At 38.4% G+C, this 18,234-nt stretch carries 16 protein-coding genes and 2 pseudogenes; 8 read left to right on the top strand and 10 right to left on the bottom strand.

Annotated elements, in window-relative coordinates:
* Positions 1-10: 10 nt before the first annotated feature.
* The 3 genes from F6K18_RS24095 to rd form a co-directional block, all read right to left on the bottom strand.
* The gene (locus tag F6K18_RS24095) at positions 11-154 is read right to left on the bottom strand and encodes a hypothetical protein (RefSeq protein ID WP_287524839.1); all 144 of its coding nucleotides are present in this window, start codon (positions 152-154) and stop codon (positions 11-13) included.
* A 15-nt stretch (positions 155-169) separates the two neighbouring features.
* A complete protein-coding gene (locus F6K18_RS24090; protein ID WP_287524837.1) occupies positions 170-1,414 on the bottom strand; it encodes an NAD(P)/FAD-dependent oxidoreductase in 1,245 nt (414 codons plus the stop codon).
* A 341-nt stretch (positions 1,415-1,755) separates the two neighbouring features.
* Complete coding sequence (rd, locus tag F6K18_RS24085) at positions 1,756-1,920, bottom strand: rubredoxin (RefSeq protein WP_124147081.1); 165 nt, start codon at positions 1,918-1,920, stop codon at positions 1,756-1,758.
* An 859-nt stretch (positions 1,921-2,779) separates the two neighbouring features.
* Here rd and F6K18_RS24080 point away from each other — a divergent pair.
* Positions 2,780-2,965 (top strand): hypothetical protein, encoded by a 186-nt coding sequence (locus F6K18_RS24080; RefSeq protein ID WP_287524835.1) that lies wholly within the window; start codon positions 2,780-2,782, stop codon positions 2,963-2,965.
* On the opposite strand, the gene F6K18_RS24075 is transcribed toward F6K18_RS24080, so the two are convergent.
* Complete coding sequence (locus F6K18_RS24075) at positions 2,954-3,088, bottom strand: hypothetical protein (RefSeq protein ID WP_287524833.1); 135 nt, start codon at positions 3,086-3,088, stop codon at positions 2,954-2,956. The genes F6K18_RS24080 and F6K18_RS24075 overlap by 12 nt on opposite strands.
* Here F6K18_RS24075 and F6K18_RS24070 point away from each other — a divergent pair.
* The gene (locus F6K18_RS24070) at positions 3,054-3,581 is read left to right on the top strand and encodes a calcium-binding protein (RefSeq protein WP_287524849.1); all 528 of its coding nucleotides are present in this window, start codon (positions 3,054-3,056) and stop codon (positions 3,579-3,581) included. The genes F6K18_RS24075 and F6K18_RS24070 overlap by 35 nt on opposite strands.
* Positions 3,582-3,635: 54 nt before the next feature.
* The gene (locus F6K18_RS24065; RefSeq protein ID WP_353735154.1) at positions 3,636-4,043 is read left to right on the top strand and encodes a CAP domain-containing protein; all 408 of its coding nucleotides are present in this window, start codon (positions 3,636-3,638) and stop codon (positions 4,041-4,043) included.
* A 303-nt stretch (positions 4,044-4,346) separates the two neighbouring features.
* On the opposite strand, the gene F6K18_RS24060 is transcribed toward F6K18_RS24065, so the two are convergent.
* Complete coding sequence (locus tag F6K18_RS24060; protein WP_287524831.1) at positions 4,347-5,750, bottom strand: hypothetical protein; 1,404 nt, start codon at positions 5,748-5,750, stop codon at positions 4,347-4,349.
* Between the two features lie 161 nt (positions 5,751-5,911).
* Between F6K18_RS24060 and F6K18_RS24055 the strand changes: the two genes are divergently transcribed.
* The gene (locus F6K18_RS24055; RefSeq protein ID WP_287524829.1) at positions 5,912-7,120 is read left to right on the top strand and encodes a transposase; all 1,209 of its coding nucleotides are present in this window, start codon (positions 5,912-5,914) and stop codon (positions 7,118-7,120) included.
* A 14-nt stretch (positions 7,121-7,134) separates the two neighbouring features.
* Here the strand turns inward: F6K18_RS24055 and F6K18_RS24050 are convergent, their stop codons facing one another.
* From F6K18_RS24050 to F6K18_RS24040, 3 genes and pseudogenes are all read right to left on the bottom strand, one after another.
* Entirely contained in the window at positions 7,135-8,340 is a 1,206-nt protein-coding gene (locus tag F6K18_RS24050) for a hypothetical protein (RefSeq protein ID WP_287524827.1), read from the bottom strand.
* Between the two features lie 9 nt (positions 8,341-8,349).
* A complete protein-coding gene (locus F6K18_RS24045) occupies positions 8,350-8,793 on the bottom strand; it encodes a hypothetical protein (protein WP_287524825.1) in 444 nt (147 codons plus the stop codon).
* Positions 8,794-9,227: 434 nt separating this feature from the next.
* Positions 9,228-9,317 (bottom strand): annotated as a pseudogene (locus F6K18_RS24040) (hypothetical protein); the annotation flags it as partial.
* Positions 9,318-10,099: 782 nt separating this feature from the next.
* Here F6K18_RS24040 and F6K18_RS24035 point away from each other — a divergent pair.
* From F6K18_RS24035 to F6K18_RS24025, 3 genes and pseudogenes are all read left to right on the top strand, one after another.
* Positions 10,100-10,399, top strand: a pseudogene (locus F6K18_RS24035) (type II toxin-antitoxin system VapC family toxin); the annotation flags it as partial.
* A gap of 139 nt (positions 10,400-10,538) precedes the next feature.
* Positions 10,539-11,225: a polysaccharide deacetylase family protein gene (locus F6K18_RS24030; RefSeq protein WP_287524823.1), complete on the top strand. Its 687-nt coding sequence runs from the start codon at positions 10,539-10,541 to the stop codon at positions 11,223-11,225.
* A 1,499-nt stretch (positions 11,226-12,724) separates the two neighbouring features.
* Complete coding sequence (locus F6K18_RS24025) at positions 12,725-15,673, top strand: S-layer homology domain-containing protein (protein ID WP_287524821.1); 2,949 nt, start codon at positions 12,725-12,727, stop codon at positions 15,671-15,673.
* A gap of 406 nt (positions 15,674-16,079) precedes the next feature.
* Here the strand turns inward: F6K18_RS24025 and F6K18_RS24020 are convergent, their stop codons facing one another.
* Entirely contained in the window at positions 16,080-16,211 is a 132-nt protein-coding gene (locus tag F6K18_RS24020; RefSeq protein WP_287524819.1) for a hypothetical protein, read from the bottom strand.
* A 542-nt stretch (positions 16,212-16,753) separates the two neighbouring features.
* Here F6K18_RS24020 and F6K18_RS24015 point away from each other — a divergent pair.
* Positions 16,754-16,873 carry a hypothetical protein gene (locus tag F6K18_RS24015; protein WP_287524817.1) on the top strand — a complete coding sequence of 40 codons (120 nt, stop codon included), beginning with the start codon at positions 16,754-16,756 and terminating at the stop codon, positions 16,871-16,873.
* Between the two features lie 113 nt (positions 16,874-16,986).
* On the opposite strand, the gene F6K18_RS24010 is transcribed toward F6K18_RS24015, so the two are convergent.
* Complete coding sequence (locus F6K18_RS24010) at positions 16,987-18,129, bottom strand: RNA-guided endonuclease TnpB family protein (RefSeq protein ID WP_287524815.1); 1,143 nt, start codon at positions 18,127-18,129, stop codon at positions 16,987-16,989.
* Positions 18,130-18,234 lie beyond the last annotated feature (105 nt).

Genomic DNA, 18,234 nt, shown 5'->3' with positions numbered 1-18,234 from the left:
CCTTCCCCCCTTAACTCCTCACTGAACTTACGTCGTGTCCTCTACCACTCCCCACCCTCCCCACACTTCCCACCCTCCCCACACTCCCCACACTCCCCACACTCCCCACACTCCCCACACTCCCCACACTCCCCACACTCCCCACACTCCCCACACTCCCCCCGCTCCCCTACTCCCCCACTCCCCTAACCTTCATACTTTGTCCTGCCAACCATCCAGTTGTCCATGCACTTTGAAAATTAAAACCTCCTGTAACTCCATCAATATCCAATATTTCACCAGCAAAATATAACCCCTGACAACAACGACTTTCCATAGTTTTAAAATTAATTTCTTTCAAACTCACCCCACCACAAGTAACAAACTCTTCCTTAAAAACCCCTTTACCCTGAACTTGATATTTACCTTGAGTCAATTCTAGAATCAACTTGTTAATAGCTTTCTTTGATAACTCCCCCCAACGTTTTTGCGGGTCAATATCCGCAGCAATAATTAAACCTTCCCACAAACGACGCGGTAGAGAAAATGGACAACTATTAACGATCGCTTTCTTTTCCTGAGTTTTGAGTGCTAATAACTCTGTTCGTATATCTTCTGGGTTAAGCTTAGATAACCAATTAATCAATAAATCAGCTTTATAGTCATTTTCATAGAGAAATCTTGCACCCCAGGCGGATAATTTCAAAACTGCCGGACCACTTAAACCCCAGTGAGTCACAAGTATAGGTCCTATCTGTTTTAATTTAGCTGTCGGCAGTTGTAAACAGACATTCTCAACCGAAATACCTGCCAACTCTTGGAAGCGTGGGTCAGAAATCTTGAAAGTAAATAGAGAAGGTACAGGTGCTGCAACCTGATGACCCAATCCTTTTGCCCAACGATAACCAAGAGGACTACTGCCAGTTGCTAAGAGTAGGCGATCGCATTCCACAATTTCTCCCGATTTTAATCTGATTTCAAATAAATTATTATCTCCCACTGTTGACTTTCGTGTTACAGAAACCACTGCTGCACCCGTGCGAATACTTACACCTCGGTCTAATGCGACCCTAGTTAAACACTCAACAATTGTAGCAGAATCATTAGTAGTGGGAAACATCCGTCCATCTGCTTCTGTTTTTAACTGTACGCCCCTCGCAGTAAACCATTCCACAGTATCACGAGCCTGAAATTGACTAAATGCACCCCGAAGCGCTTTACTTCCCCTGGGGTAATTTTGAACAAAAATTCCTGGGTCGAAACAGGCATGAGTAACATTGCAACGACCACCGCCAGATATACGCACTTTAGCCAGAGTTTGTCGCCCTGCTTCTAAGATGGTGACATTAGTGTGGGGGGTGCTACAGGTGATCGCTCCAAAAAAACCTGCTGCTCCCCCACCTATAACTACAATTTTCAGAGGTGGGAAAGACATTTTAGGTGTTGCTGAATTAGTGTATGATATTAATCTTGATTACTTAGGAGTCAGGAGTTAGGAGGGAAGAAAGAGGAGTAGAAGGAGAAAGTTTTTTGTTTGCTGGCGCACAACGCACGTTAACGTGTAAGCGGAACTGAGTTCTATGGCGCTCTTATCCGGACACGATATCATAGCTCAAATCACCAACCCCAACATTTTATACATATTAGACATCTCCAATAATAAAAAATAAAATCAATTATCGCAGATAAATCATCAATTCTTTCCCTCTACTCTGTACGGACGTTGCATGCAACCTCCCTACTTCCTACTCCCTCTTTTCCGGAGAGGTTTATTAGTTACTCCTCTACTGGTTCAAAATCATCTTTACCAACCTCGCAAACTGGGCAAACCCAATCATCAGGAATGTCTTCAAAAGCTGTTCCTGCTGCTATTCCTGAATCTTCGTCTCCTTCTTCTGGGTCATATATATATCCACAAGCATTACAGACATATTTTTTCATTTTAATCTATTCCTCTCTAATAGTTCACCTGGATTTTACAAGCTTGTGGGTTAGAGGTTCCACTATCAGATTGCAAAGTTTTGTTAACTTTTTGGGTTGTCCTGCTCGCGTAATAGACATCTGGTAAAAATCAAAAATCAAATCAATTATCGTACAGAAATTATCAGTTCTTTCCCCCTCCATACCTATTCCCTATTCCCTATTTCCTCTTTTGGAGGAGATGTCTAATGGTGAAGAGATATATTTTTTAATTTCTTCCAAAACTCCCCACATTCCCCTCCCAGGAGTGGTTAGGGGTGGGTCCCCAAACTCCTCACACTATCTCTACCATTACTATGCACCAACACCACTTTTTGATGGTCTTTTACTCACTTCGGTCAAAGTAGACCAAAGCAAGAATGTTTTCCGGAATGTCTGTACTGTTAATTGTAGTTTTGGCTTTGTGGTTTATCTATCAGGATTTACGCATAACCACCACATATAGGGTGAACCGCTGTTCGCCCCTACAAATGGTGTATAATTTCGTATTTTGCGTAAGTCCTGTCTATCTGAAAAATGGGAGATGAAGGGTAATTTTTACTACTGTCTTCTGACTCTTTTCTTCAAGATATCTAAATATGTGTTTTTACAGGTAGATGTATGAATTTAATTTGAATTTGCGACAATTACTAATTGTTAAATTAAATCAGTTTTGACCAGAATTTAATTCTAACAGGACTTACGCAAATTATTAGACAATACGCTATCCGTAGGGGGTAAATGCCTATCTGTAGGGGGTGAATGGCATTCTCCCCTATTAGATATAACGGTTCTGCGTAAGTCCTGTCTAAATAAAAAAAACTAATAAAATAGGTAACAAATGGAAACTGAACTCACGCCCAATGGCAATAACTTACTCGCCACCGTTGAAGAAGGAGTCAGGAGTCAGGAGTCAGGAGTCAGGAGGGAAAATTGCATGGGGATAGTCTTCGACAAGCCGCTCCGCGTCTACGCTCCCCCAAACAATTTTGAGCACCGTGTAGACGGTGGGATATTAAACCCATAAGGGAAATGATAATACAGAAGCGATCGCTCTTTCCCCTGGAGAACTCGCTAATTTTACCGATGGGTTAGCTGCTCTTAGTGGCAACGATATAGTTACGGGGTCTTCAGACTCGGAATTCATCATGGGAAACCGGGGTGAAGATAGCCTTATTGGGGGGGGAGGCAACGATACTTTAATGGGTGGGAAAGACAATGATACAGTAGAAGGTGGCAATGGTAACGACTTAGTCCGTGGCGATCGCGAAGCTGATGTTGTTAGAGGGGGCAATGGTGGGGATAGTTTATTTGGAGGCAAAAATAACGACCGCCTCTTTGGGGATGGGGGCAATGATATTTTATTTGGCGATCGCGATAATGATACTCTCAGTGGTGGTTTGGGACAAGATACTCTTAATGGTGGAGCAGGTAGCGATGTATTTGTCTTAGAAAATGGTGCAGGTGTGGATGAAATAGCTGACTTTGAAAATGGTATCGATATAATTCAACTACCCGATGGTTTAAACTTTGATAATATCAGTCTAGAAAATAGTAGTGATTGTCAGCAAAATACTGCGATAGTCGATCGCCTCACTGGAGAAACTATAGCGCTAGAATGTCTCTGCAGGGAGTCTCAGTAGCGCCAATTTTTTATTTGAAGAAGGTCTGAATACTGAACAGATAATCAAAATTTCATTAATAGATTCATTAATAGAGTTGTCGAACTGACCAACCAAGAGCGCACCCAGTTGGGTTTGTCTCCCCTGAGTACAGACCCATTGTTAGGTCAGGCAGCGCAAACTCACACAGAGAATATGGCACTGCAAGACTTTTTCGACCATACAGGGTTAGATGGTTCTTCAGCAGGCGATCGTATTGAAGCTACAGGTTACGACTTTTCAGCTTGGGCAGAAAATATTGCGGTAGGGTATTTGACACCGGAGGCAGTAGTAGAAGGATGGATGAATAGTCCAGGACACCGCGCCAACATTCTCGATCCAAATTTGCAGGAAATTGGTGTTGGTTACTATTTCTTAGAAAATGATACTGGTAGCGTTAATTTCAATAATTATTGGACGCAAGTATTTGGAACACCTTTGTAGAGGTGGAGATGGGGGGGATGGGGAGATGGAGAGATGGGGTATCTTGAAGTATTTTCAATTATTGCCTCTATCCCATTTACTGCTGTTTGCCTCTAAACTGCAGCAAGATATGTTGGTGCCGGAGCGGCATACTTCGTAAACGAGCAATGTGGAAATCGTGGTTTTAACCCGATAGAAAGCTCCTCTGAAAAATCCACACGACTTTAGTCCATGGAGTGTCAAATAACAAAAGTAACGACTTCCTCTAATATTAGAAGTCGTTACCCAGAATCGATCGCCTCAATCTAGAAAATCTGAATAGATTTAGAAAAGACCATTATTGTTGTAATCGTCTAGAGCAGTGTGAATTAATTCACCGCCATTAGGCACAATCGGACTAGGTTGATTCCAGAAGTCAGAATTAGCTGGAACAGCATAAGTTGATGCCTCTAGGATGAGGTCTCCGTCACCAATACCATCAAAATTTTCATCTGGTGTATGCTCCTGAATCCAGGCAAGACCATTATCGATGTCATCTGTTGGTGCTGGGTTAAAAGCAGTGAAATTCAACCAAGAAGCAACTAAGGAGCGATCGAGAGTGTACCGCTTGTCGTTTTTCTGCTCTTTTTGCTTGGCAGCAAGAATAGATTTGGCTTCGTTGAGAGTGTAGAATATAGTGCTTTCACCGTCATCGGTAATCCCATTCCGGTTGTAGTCACCCACAAGAAGTCCTGTCTGATAGGTTCCACTTACTGGATCGAGTACCTGTGGTGCTTGCTCAGATGCTGAATAAGGCGCTAACAAAAGGTCTCCTGATGGGAAACCAGAACGTTCTGCAAAGCGACTGTCATTTTCCGGGTTGCCATCCCAAACTTCAGTCCAGTTCACCCAGAATCCTGGTGTGCGAACTCCTGGACCTTCAATTCCAGTGTAGGAACTAGGGTCACTAGCTTCAACTTGACCTTGACCATTGGAGTGGTCACCTGTGACTGTGCCGAGGTTTTGATAACTGCCAGTAATAGCAGTTCCGATTAATTCGTAAATCCAGGTTTCATTGGGAGCGAGAATAGCATCACCATCACCGTTGTAAATTAGATTTGTAATCACACCTTGTGGATCGTCGATAAGATTAATATTGGAAAGGTTCAAGTTACCATCATTAGTTACTGTGTAAATCCAAGAGATCGACTCTCCTGCGGAAACCCCAATATTATCCCCTGTAACAACTCCATCGGTGGTTACTTTCTCAAGGGTAATGCTAGGATTTTGGACTACATCAACGATTTCATCATCAGTCTTAGGTTCGGTTTGGTCGGTATCAGCAGTTGCGACGTTAACTAAATCTAAGCCACTATCGAAATCTGCTTGAGTGACAGTGTAGGTTGCGATGTATGTCCAGGTTTCACCTACATCTAAGTTAGTATCCCCATTACCATTATTAGTAAGAGTTGGGAAAAAATCATCAGTAAGATCGTCAGGGGTGAAGTTATCATCGCTGAGAGTAAATCCAGTTAAAGTTTGGTTGCCACTATTAGTTGCCGTATATGTGTAAGTAATAACTTCTCCCACTTCATCCACTTCACTAACATTAGCTTCTTTTACCAGTAAGAAATCTGCATCTTCCAAGACATCAACTTTTTCATCATCGGTTTTAGGATCGGTTTGGTCACTATCAGCAATAGCTACGTTGACTAAATCTGCTGCACTGTCAATATCCGCTTGAGTCACTGTATAGGTGTAAGTGCCAGTTGTTGTTTCTCCTGGAGCTAGAGTTGTGCTACTTAGGGTGATTAACTGTTGAATGAAAATTGTAAAAGCGTAGTTGCTATTTGTAGAAAAGTGTTGTAATATTAAACAGGTAATAACTTAAGATTAATTATAGTGGGTGAATGCGACTTGTTGACAGACATATTATTAACCGAACACATAACTTTTGGCGGGTGTGTGATGAGTTAGCCTTTAAATCAAAAAACTTGTACAACCTGGCGAACTATTATTGTCGTCAGCATTTTTTCAAGTGCTCAAAAAGTCTAGATTTAACCAAGCTATATCACGCCACCAAAAATAGCGATGCCTACAGAGCATTACCAACTAAAGTATCAAAACAAATAATAAAATGCTTAGTTGCAACTTGGCGTGGTTATTTTCAGGCAATCAAAGAATGGTCAAAACATCCAGGGAAGTTTTTAGGTAAACCTAAAATACCAAAGTATAAGGACAAAACCAAAGGCCGAAATGTAGTTATCTACTCAAAAGATTCTGTATATAAAGCACCACTAAAGGACGGTATTTGTCACTTATCGATGAGTGATATCAAAATACCTGTAGTGGTTGAGTCTGTAGTTGAAGTGAGGATAGTACCTGCAACTGGCTGCTATGTAATTGAAGTTGTGTATGAAAAAACTCAACAACAACGGATAGAGTCTACATATGTAGCAGGAATAGATTTAGGGATTGATAGATTAGTTGCTCTAGCTACAAACAAGCCTGGTGTAAAATCTCTGCTTGTTAATGGGAAGCCACTAAAAAGCGTCAATCAGCTTTACAACAAGCGAAAAGCTAAATATCAAAGTGTTCTCAAGGGCCAGAAAAAAACTAGCCGTAAGATTGAAGCGTTAACCTATCACCGAAATCGTTTTGTTTCCAATTATCTGCATAACACCAGTAAATTAGTGGTTGAGTATTTAACCACAAATAATATTGGTACTGTAGTCATAGGCAAAAATGATAATTGGAAACAAGGTGCAAACATCGGCAAAAAAAATAACCAAAATTTTACTCAAATACCACATTCTAAGCTAGTCAAACAGATAACTTATAAGTGTGTGTTAGCAGGAATTAAGGTAATTGAAACAGAAGAAAGTTACACCAGTAAAACATCTGCTATTGACTTAGAAAAACCAATATGCCATGAAAACTATGTAGGCAAGCGAGTTAAACGTGGTTTATTCAGGAGTGGAACTGGTATAGTCATTAATGCCGATGTTAATGGCAGTCTTCAAATAATTAGAAAGAAATTCCCAGGGGCATTTACTGCCGAGGGAATAGTGAGCTGTGCCGTACAGCCAGTATTGGTTAATCCAATATCAAGATACTAAGCTGTCACGATTTTCTACAGTTTAGTTCGTACGGTAAAGTTATCGTCAACAACCGTAACGTTAGTCAAGGTCTGGTTGCCTGTGTTAGTTACTGTATATGTGTAAGTAATATCAGTTCCAGCTACCTGTACCTCAGTAATATCACCAGTCTTGACAACTGCTAAATTAGGGTTTTGGACTACATCAACGGTTTCATCATCTGTCTTTTCTTCAGTTTCATTGCTGTCAGCAGTAGCAACGTTCACCAAATCGGAACCATCATCAATATCTGCTTGGGTAACGGTGTAAGTCGCTGTGTAAGTCCAACTTTCACCCACATCTAAAATTTCATCACCATTACCATCATCAGTGAGAGTAGGGTTAAAGTCGTCACCTGTATCAGCAGGGGTGAAGTTGTCATCGCTCAGGGTAATTCCAGTCAACGGTACATCACCATCATTGCTGACTGTGTAGGTATAGGTAACTACCTGATCCACAGCATTCACAATGGTTACATCTGCTGTTTTGCTAACTCCAATTGCTGGAGTTCCCTCCACATTAACTGTGGCAGTATCTGAGTCGGTAAGTTCTTCAAAGTTTCCACCAGAGGCACCATTATTACCAATGGCATCTGCTGTATTAATAACTGTACCTTGAGTAGACAGTTGAACTTCTTCATAGAAAATTACGGTTGTACCTGGTGCCAAATCATTTGCGTCTCCCTCACCATCAAGGTTTCCATAAAGACTGTCAAACCCAGAGGTAAACTCGTTGCCATCAAAATCAATGACTTTCAGGATGGAAGCATCGGTTAAAGTAAAATCATCAGTTGTATCGCCTGGTGTTCCAGCATCATCAGTCCAATCTAAATCAAACAGTTCGGCAGTACCGTCATTACTAACTTCATAGTAATAGCGCACCGTATCACCAGAGGTTACAGTCAACTCTTCAACGCTAGAATCAAAACTACCACCTTGGGTAGTAACCGTTTTCTGGATATCCAGTAATGGATCGCCAGCACCTTCAATCTCACCTATTTTCAGGAAGGGAATAGTTTGTTGACCAGTATTAATAGTGTCATCAACAGCTTGTCCATCAGCAAAAACAACACGGCCAGCTTCCAATTGACCTTGGAGATTACCAGTTGGACTACTACCAGGGTCTCCAGCAAGCAAGACATCAATCCGTAGCACAACCTTCTCACCTGCTTCTAGGTCATCTACCTGAACAGTTCCCAGCAACTCACTACCTTACTGGAAAAGAGGACCTGTCAGGGACTCACTAATCAATGTTGCTGTACTACCACCATCATCGCTAATACCGCTATCCAAGCCAAAGAAGCCAATACCTGGGTTAATTCCTGTACCATCATCACCGTTTTCGACATCACCGTAGTTGACAGCGACATTGACAATATCAGCATGAGCTGCACCAGCCTGCCCTGTACTATTGGCCAAGAATTTGAAATCGAACTCGGCGGTTTGGACTGTATCTACAGTTGTCCCTTCCATTTCAATTTGGACAAGGTAGGTGACAATCTCACCAAAGGCAAATTGACCACCCTCTAGCTGTTCGGTAATGTCATTAAAATCACCTACAGTCCTGTCGTTATATGCACCTCCCCCTGTATCGTGATTATAAGTAAAGGGTGCTGCTGCCGCAAAATCAGTATTCGCAAAATCTCCACCTGCCATCTGTATTTTTCCTTAGTTTACTTGATTTTTGAACTTAAAATTCTACCTTAATGTAAAATTTTTATCTTAGGTTCTAAATATAATTACATAAGCAATATGGCATAAATTTTCAAAACCGACAATAGCAACTTGCAATATATGCAATAAATTTTAATTATTAAGACCGAATTTTTCTATAATCTAAAAGATTTAACATAAATTTTCAGCCACATACTTCTGATTGAAGTCCAGAAAAAGTTAAATCAACTTCGGGACTGCTTCATAAAACCGACATAAAACGTCATAAAATGACATTTTACTGTTTACTTCCTGCTTCTTGTGAGGCCGTCGGCGGCTACTCATCCACAGGCATTCACGGTCAAGCCGACCGCATCTCTCAAATTAATACTAGCGTTTAAATCTCTATCTATTGACAACCCACACTCTGGGCAATCATAAGTTCTCAGCTCCAAGGGCATATCTTGAACATGACCGCAGTTCGAGCAAGTCTTTGAGGATGGGAAAAATCTATCAATGACTACCAATGAGTAGCGATCGCTCTATTTCGAGATTATTGATGTTCTATCTATTGTCCAATAGTTATTGTTCTGCTGAGTAGCGATCGCTCTATTTCGAGATTATTGATGTTTTATCTATTGCCCAATAGTTATTGCTCTGCTGAGTAGCGATCGCTCTATTTCGAGATTATTGATGATTTATCTATTGTCCAATAGTTATTGTTCTACTGAGTAGCGATCGCTGTGTTTCGCCATTATTAATGTTTTATCTATTGTCCAATAGTTACAGCCCACATTCCGCACATAATGTTGAGTAAAAACTCCTATTGCAACATACGCAACAAAAGCAAATCTTGAGCAAAAACTCCTATTGTGACATACGCAACAAAAGCAAATCTTGAGCAAAAACTCCTATTGTGACATACGCAACAAAAGCAAATCTTGAGCAAAAACTCCTATTGCGCCATACGCAACAAAAGCAAATCTTGAGCAAAAACTCCTATTGCGACATACGCAACAAAAGCAAATCTTGAGCAAAAACTCCTATTGCGCCATCCGCAACAAAAGCAAATCTTGAGCAAAAACTCCTATTGCGCCATCCGCAACAAAAGCAAATCTTGAGCAAAAACTCCTATTGCGCCATCCGCAACAAAAGCAAATGCGATCAAATTAAGTAAAAATTCTTATTGCGACATCCGCAATAAAAGCAAATGTTGTCGAAGTAATATAAATTTGTGACCGAAACTGTATATATCGAAACCAGTATAATTGGCTATCTAACTGTCAGATAGAGTAATAACTTAATCCTGATGGCTAATAGACAAATTACTATGGATTGGTGGGAAAAATACCGGGGTCATTTTACGCTGTACATCTCTCAGGTAGTTTTAGATGAAGTAGCTTAAGGAGATACTGAAATAGCTACTAAGAGACTGGAGATTTTGCAAGATTTTCCCTTACTTGGATTAAATTTAACAGTAGAAAACTTAGCCAAACAATTTCTGACTCTAAGCAACCTCCCCCCTAAAGCTGCTAATGATGCGTTACATATTGCCCTAGCTATAGTCTATGGTTTAGATGACCTGTTAACATGGAATTGTAAGCACATTTATGGATCTTATTTAATTCTTGTTCCTTATCAAAATAATTGGGTCACGCAACCCCACCTTTTAAGGCGAAATATTTTTGGAAGCTTGCTCAAATACTGGTTACAAAAACAACTCCTGACTTCTAACTTCTGACTTCATTATGGCACTAGCACCTTTATTTCCTATTTTACATCCAATATTAAAATCAGCTTTCCCTAATTGTTTATGGCAAGGAAATACACAAAAATCAGAAATTACTCTTACTTTTGATGATGGACCACATCCAGAATATACACTTCAATTATTAGAAGTTCTAGATAAATATCAGATTAAAGCTAACTTTTTTTGGTTAGGTATATGTATAGATCGTTATCCAGAAATAGCTAAAGCTGCATATGAAAAAGGTCATTGGATTGGTTTACATGGCTACGAACATATATCATTTCCTAAACTAACTCCTATTCAACTTAAATCTAGTTTAAAAAAAACTGAGCTTTCTATTTATAATGCTTGTGGATTAGAAGCAAAATTAGTTTGTGATGTTCGTCCTCCTAATGGTGTATTTCTACCTCAAACTTTAAAATTATTACAGGAATGGGGATATCGAAATATTATGTGGAGTGTAGTACCTGAAGATTGGGTTAGACCAGGAATTTCAGTGGTAGTTAATCGAGTAGTTCAACAAACCTCTAATGGTTCTATTATTGTTTTGCATGATGGATATTATGGCGGTCAAGATGTGGCAAAAATAGTTGCGGAAATAATTCCAATTTTACTAGAAAAAAATTACAAGTTTATTACTATAGACCAAATGTGGCAAACAAATAAACCAGATAGAATTAAGTAACGAAAGATAGACCGATAAATAAATAGATTTATCATCTTTCTCTTCTTGCCTCTTATACCAAGGGTGAAAAAAGAATGTTTAGAATAATCAGGGCGCTCAAAAAAATCTACAGGAAATTTTCCTTTGACTAAAAAGATAAGTTACGACCTAAAAAATGGTATCAAAGCTATTCATTCCGAATCTTGACTCCTAAGAAGTAGCCTAGTTATATCATATTCGGACGGGTCAGTTATAAATAAAATTTAAGAACTGACAGTACCGAATAAATACTGAAATTATCTTTACCAAATAATTAATAATTAAATAATTCGTAAGCATTCAGCGGTCAGCTATTAGCTATCAGCTATTAATTTTGGGGAAGGTAAAAATAATTGAGAAATTGAGACAGAATAAAAGTTACTGTTAAAGTCACCGGACTAAACCTGAGAAGTAATTATTCATTACTAATTGCTGTTTGCGGAGCATTCCGTAGGATGGGATGGTGAGGTTTCCTCGCCATATCCAATCGACCAAGAGAAAAGAAAATATTCCTTATATTCAATTCCGTAACGGTTTTAACCAGAGGTAATTATCAATTATCAATTATCAATTATCAATTAATGAATTTTGTTCCTTCCTTTTTTCTTCCCTACTGACTTCTGAGGACTGACTCCTGACTCCTCGCTAAGTTATTTATAAGTATTCAACTAAACATGATATTATTTGTAGCAAATAATTCTCAAATTGGTATTACTTCTTCAATAGACATCTGGTGATAATAAAAAATAAAATCAACTATCGCACAGAAATTATCAATTCTTTACCGAAAAATTGTGGGTATGTGCCTCCCCTTTTAAGGGGATAATAAAGAAAAATTTTCATTATTAGTCAATCCTCTCCTTGAAAAGAAGAGGTAATTATTCATTATTCATTATTCATTATTCATTGTTGAACCTACGACCTACGAACGTTGCATCCAACATCCCTACCTACTCTTTACTCCCTCTTTTGGAGGAGATGTCTAATAAATAGAACTCTCCATAAATTATCGAATAATTAAGTTTTAAAATCTCTCCTTCGCTGGGATATTGGTTGTCGCCCTACAAGGATAAAAAATCTTTTTAATCAATCCTACAATTTTAAGAAAAGGTAATTATTAATTGTTGAAATAAGCCTTTTCTCGTAATCCCGAATGAAACATTCTACCAAGCACCCATTTTTTGATTGACAAATGTCTAATAGACCTCTGGTAAAAATCAAAAATAAAATCAATTCTTATCCATAAATTATTAATTACTTCTCCCTATTGCCCATTGCCTATTGCCTATTCCCTCTTTTCTGGAGATGTCTAATGAAAATGGAAACAAATATAATTTTCTTTGGTCAGAGATAGAATAAACTGGCTAGAATAAGAAATTGTCAGTCTGTAATCAAAGCTTTCTTCTCAAGGTAGTCTTGAGTAGTTCAGATGACAAAAGTTGAGCTATTTTTTAGAACTCAAAATTGGTAGAGGAAAATTAATGATAAAAAATTATAAATGGCATCCTGTAGTTGCTTTAGTTGTAACATTAAGTACCATAATCAATCCCAAATTATTTGACCATAAAATTATCAAACCAGCACTTGGTCAAACAACCTTAAAAGATATACAAAATCATTTTGCTCAAGCTTGTATTGAAGATTTATTAGACCGAAAAATAATATCTGGCGACTATGAAAATCAAACATTTCGCCCTAATGCACCTGTAACTAGAGCGGAATTTGCTGCAATGATTACTAGGGCTTTTCCAGATGCAAAATTAATCCGCGACCCGATTAAGTTTGTAGATATTCCTCAAAATTATTGGGCTTATAATGCAATTCAAAAATCTTATGAAATGGGTTTTCTCTCCGGATATATAGGCAAAACTTTTAATCCTACTCTCAAGATTACAAGATGGCAGGTATTAACAGCTTTAAGTCAAGGATTAAATTATCGAGCAAGTGCATCTGTGGAAGGAAATTTAAACACAACCTTTGAAGATGCAGAAGCAATTCCTGAAGAGGCGAAAAAATCTATTGCCGCAGCAACAGCAAAAGGTATTGTTGTAAATTATCCAAATGTGAGGAAACTAAATCCTAATCGAGATGCTACTCGCTCAGAGGTGGCTACTTTTCTCTGTCAATCTATTGCAAATTTTGAAACAAATAATAATAGTTTAGTTTCTAAAGTTCCCTCAGAATACATTGCAAAAATTGATATAGATACTCAATCAACAACTACCGCAACTGCACCAGAAACTACTCCAGAATCTACGGCAAATACTAACTCAGAAACTACTCCAGAATCTTCTACAGAAAATACAGAACCACCAGGAATCGTAGAAAGGTTTGGCAACGGTAATTTACAAGCAGAAATTATTTACGAACAAGCAAATAATACAGATTTAGTAAGTAACTTAAATCTGAAAATTATCAGAGATGGAGAAATTATTTTAAATGAACCAATACCAGTTAAATCTTTAGCAGGTGACTCAGAATCTGACACTGAAATGGAAGTATTAGCAGGTGAATTTGTGAAAGTACAGTTACTAGACTTAGATGGAAATGGAGAATCAGAAGTATTAGTAGATTTAATGACTATAAATAATAGCGATGTTGTATTTGATAGTGGTACTTATTCATTGATTTATCTCTACGAACAAACACAAAATAAATATTCTATGTTGCGTCATTTCTGGGGAAATGTCAATTATAGACTCACAGATTTAGATCGAGATAATATTCCAGAATTTAAAAGTGTTGATGGTAGATTTACCAACGTATTTTCTAATATAAATGATGCTAGATTTCCCATTCGTATTTGGCAGTATCGTCAAGGAGAAATGGTAGATGTTACCAGGCAATATCCAGTACAAATAAATACTAGCGCTTCAGAACTTTGGCTAGAATTTTATCAGCGTTCTAGTCAAAATCAAAATGTCAAAGGAGTTTTGGCAGCTTATCTAGCAAATAAATATTTGTTAGGTCAAAAAGAAGATGGTTGGAAATTAATAGAAAAGGTATATCAAAACAGCGATCGCGAAGTATATTTTGATAATTTGCGTCAATTTTTAGTAGATCAAGGTTATGATAGCGATCGACAAATTAGCGGAAATGTAGTTGTGCCTGAAAATACTGCTACAGAAAATCAAGAAACTGTCACCTTTGCGACTAATGACACGGAAGAAATTTCACCTCAAACAACCAGAGAAACAGAAAATACACTGTCACCAAGAACACTTCCACTAGAAACAACAGAAACAGAAGACAATACAGAAACACAACAACCCGAAACTTCACCCCAAGCAACCACAGAAACAGAAAATACACTTCCACCAAGAATACTGCCACCAGAAACAGAAGACAATACAGAAACACAACAACCCGAAACTTCACCCCAAGCAACCACAGAAACAGAAAATACACTTCCACCAAGAATACTGCCACCAGAAACAGAAGACAATACAGAAACACAACAACCCGAAACTTCACCCCAAGCAACCACAGAAACAGAAAATACAGAAACTCAGCCAGATATTAGTAACGATCTAGTTCTAGCACCAAGGTTAGTTCGCTCTCTATCTAATCAACAACCAGATTCTGCTTTATCTGTAACCATTAGTTTTGATGGAGAAATATTAGCCAGTAGTCGCGGTCAAGATGTCCTACTGTGGAACTTACAAACAGGCAAATTGCTAGATACTTTATCCAGTCATCAAGCTAATGTCCGCTCAGTAGCAATTAGTCCAGATGGAAAAACTCTAGCTAGTGGAAGTGGAGATGGTACAGTGAAATTATGGGATATTCCTACAGGAGAAATGCTCGTCAGTTTTTTGCATTCAGGGGTAGTAACTGCTGTTGGTTTCACCGCTGATGGCAGAGCAGTAATAGGATGCAGCGCTGATCGCGGAATGAAATCTTGGGATATTTATACAGGGCAACTACTGCACAGGATGAATGGTACTCAACCTATTGCTTTTGGCGCTGGTGGCCTGCGCATGGCAGCTAGTGGAGGGCCGAGATTTATTCGACTGTGGAATGTAGAGCAAGGGCAACTGTTGAGAAATCTTTCTATACCCAATACAAATAATAATCGTGGCATAGAAGCGATCGCTTTCAGTGAAGATGGGCAAACTATTGCTCATGCGATGAAGGGAGAAAGTAAGATTTTAGTTTGGGATGTGGAAACCTGGAAAATACGTTATACTCTAGAAAAACATTCTCAGGCAATTAAGGCGATCGCAATTAGTCCAGATGGAAAAATACTGGCTAGTAGCAGTGAGGATGGTAATATTAATCTGTGGGATCTTGGTACGGGAAAATTTTTGAGAAGTATCAAAGGTGATGGTGCAATTGTTTTTAGTCCAGATAACAAACAACTTGTAAGTGTTTCAAAAAATAATCTTATTCAGCTATGGCAAATTTATGGTTCTGCGATCGAACAGTAGACATCAGCGTAAAAAAGAATGTAGAAACCTTGAGTAATGGAGTAGGAAGGAATAGCAGAGGTTATTTTCACGCTAATGAAACGGACTGTACATAACCTCTCTACAAAGGTTGCTCGAATAGGAATATTTAATTTCTGGAGATGTCTAGTAAATTTATATAAGTTTTGATTGGGAGTAGAGTAAACTAAGACGCATTTAGATTTTATGTTCTCTGTTCCCTTTTTCCTTTCAAAAAAATCGTATAGTAAACCCGGAAATTTTGCAAAAAGTATTACAAAATTATAGTCATATCATGTCCGGTAGCATCGTTTGTGTATAATAGAAGAGGAGAAAAAAGGATTTTCAAGAGTTATTTTTACTTTTCCTGCGTTCCACATCAGAATTGCAGAGAAAATATTACCTTCTCTTATTCTAGCTGACCCCCTAACAAGTTTTTTACAGACTTCAAAGCCTTAATATAAGTTTCTCGTTGCTTCAGCGAACCATATTCCCGTAGTTGTTCCTTAGTGAAGCCAAACCCATTACATAAATCTTTCAACTGTTGAATATTTCGCTCTTCAATAGGGACATAATACGGGTATAGACAAGATATGTAGAAAATAGGACACGATGTAAATAAAAGTAAAAATCTCAAGAATTTGGTCGAGTTCAAAAACCCTGCAACTTCTTTCGTACGAAGGGTACAGACTATTTTAGTAATAACAACTAAAGTGTTTTGTTTGTAAGTATTATTTCCTTGAATCAATTCAATTTGATGCGCTTTTAGTTTTGCAATCAAGAGTGTATACATGGTGAGATTCAAGTATATATATGGAAATATTAACAAAAGTTAACATTATGTCCTATTTTGCGCATATTTTGTCTAGACCCCAACTTGTGACACTTTAGATTTTACAGCATTCTCCACCCACCAACGCCAAATTTAAAACTTAAAATCCCACCAAATTATGCTATCTGGTGGGATTGAAATATATATCAGTCAAAGGTTATGCTACTCAGGTAACTTTCTTAAAATCTTTAAGTGAATAATGTCGAGCGATCACCCGTCCACTCAAAACATTAACTGAGACCGCCCAAAGGGTGACAGCAGAATCTGATTTTTGCCTGCAAGCTAAAGTAACCACTACTGATGAAGTAGGGTTATTAGCTATATCCGTTCTACTAAACTTACCCAAACTTACCCAAAGCATGATTGCATGAGCTTTGGAGCTAGCTTCCTGTTTTCCTACGGAATGCTGCGCAAACACTGAAGACCACTGACTATCGTCTGTCACTTATCTTCTCCACAGGCTTAAAATCCCTTGGAACTCAAGCTACTTATTCACATAGTTTTCTAGGTTGACAGCAGCGTTAAAGTCTCTGTCAGATTGAAATCCACAGTTACTACAATCATAAGTTCTCACATTTAATGGCATTTTCTGTTGATGCCCACAGTGAGAACAAATTTGAGAACTTGGATAAAATCTATCAGCTATCACTAATTCACTGCCATACCACTCGCAATTGTATATTAGCTGACGCTTAAACTCATAAAAACCACAATCTGCTATGGCACTTGCCAATTTATGATGTCTTGGTGCGCGTTCCGCAAGCGAGCTGACGTCGTCGCGGGGTCGCACCGCTTTTTGAGCATTCCACTTACATTCAAATCTTCTATGACTATGGTGCTGTGGTTCAAAGCTCGCCCATGTTGTTAGTTTATGTAGTGCATCTGCTCTGATATCAGATATTTTCTTGTGCAGTTTGGCTAATTTTTTGATGGCTTTGGCTCTGTTTTTCGTTTGCGTAGCATTCCGCAGGAAACCTAGCTCTTTTTTGTTGACACGACGTTGATCAAGAGTTAGTCGTTTTTTGCCTTGCTTATAGGCTTTGACGTTGGCAAATTTGGTTCCATCACTACAAGTTGCTAGAGCATTTATTCCTACATCTACGCCGATAATGTCTCGTTCTTTGGCGGTAGGAATTGGTTGATAATTATATTTAAAGCTGATATACCAATTATTTGCTCGTTTAGATATTGTGACATTTTTAATTGACACAGAGGGTAAGATTTCATAAGTTTTTACTATTCCTATTCTGGGTAATTTGATGTAGTTTCCTTTCAAGATTTTAATGCTTCCTTCTAGATAAAAACTATCTTTTTTTCCTTTTTTCTTAAACTTAGGAAATCCACGTTTGGGAATAGTAAAAAAGTTTTTAAATGCCCTTTCTAAGTTTCTTAATGCTTGTTGAGGGGCACACTTTGATACTTCATAATACCAGGGATTTTGACTTTTGACTTCCCTCACCAAACGTTTATGTAAAGTGATAGCACTCAGTCGTTTCTTGGTTGATTGGTATTCAGCAATGCAAGCCGCTAATCCCCAGTTATAGGCATGACGGGCTACACCCGCGTGTTTGGCAAGTAGTGTTTTTTGCTTATTATTAACTTTTAATTTAGTCTTAATTGATTGCATTTCAATTGATTTGCCACCTTTTTTAATAGTTTAATAAGTTAGACATAGATCTAGTATATCACAGAGTATTTGTCTATTTCTGTTGAACGCATGTCCAATTATTTT

This window comes from Okeania sp. SIO2C2 (assembly GCF_010692625.1).
Classification (GTDB): Bacteria; Cyanobacteriota; Cyanobacteriia; order Cyanobacteriales; family Microcoleaceae; genus Okeania; species Okeania hirsuta.
This window is presented reverse-complemented; position numbering and strand designations above follow the sequence as displayed.

Excerpts from the sequence above, each read along its gene's own strand:
- F6K18_RS24090 (WP_287524837.1), bottom strand. The coding sequence starts at position 1,414 with ATGTCTTTCCCACCTCTGAAAATTGTAGTTATAGGTGGGGGAGCAGCA.
- rd (WP_124147081.1), bottom strand. The coding sequence starts at position 1,920 with ATGAAAAAATATGTCTGTAATGCTTGTGGATATATATATGACCCAGAA.
- F6K18_RS24080 (WP_287524835.1), top strand. The coding sequence starts at position 2,780 with ATGGAAACTGAACTCACGCCCAATGGCAATAACTTACTCGCCACCGTT.
- F6K18_RS24075 (WP_287524833.1), bottom strand. The coding sequence starts at position 3,088 with ATGATGAATTCCGAGTCTGAAGACCCCGTAACTATATCGTTGCCACTA.
- F6K18_RS24055 (WP_287524829.1), top strand. The coding sequence starts at position 5,912 with ATGCGACTTGTTGACAGACATATTATTAACCGAACACATAACTTTTGG.
- F6K18_RS24045 (WP_287524825.1), bottom strand. The coding sequence starts at position 8,793 with ATGGCAGGTGGAGATTTTGCGAATACTGATTTTGCGGCAGCAGCACCC.
- F6K18_RS24030 (WP_287524823.1), top strand. The coding sequence starts at position 10,539 with ATGGCACTAGCACCTTTATTTCCTATTTTACATCCAATATTAAAATCA.
- F6K18_RS24025 (WP_287524821.1), top strand. The coding sequence starts at position 12,725 with ATGATAAAAAATTATAAATGGCATCCTGTAGTTGCTTTAGTTGTAACA.
- F6K18_RS24010 (WP_287524815.1), bottom strand. The coding sequence starts at position 18,129 with ATGCAATCAATTAAGACTAAATTAAAAGTTAATAATAAGCAAAAAACA.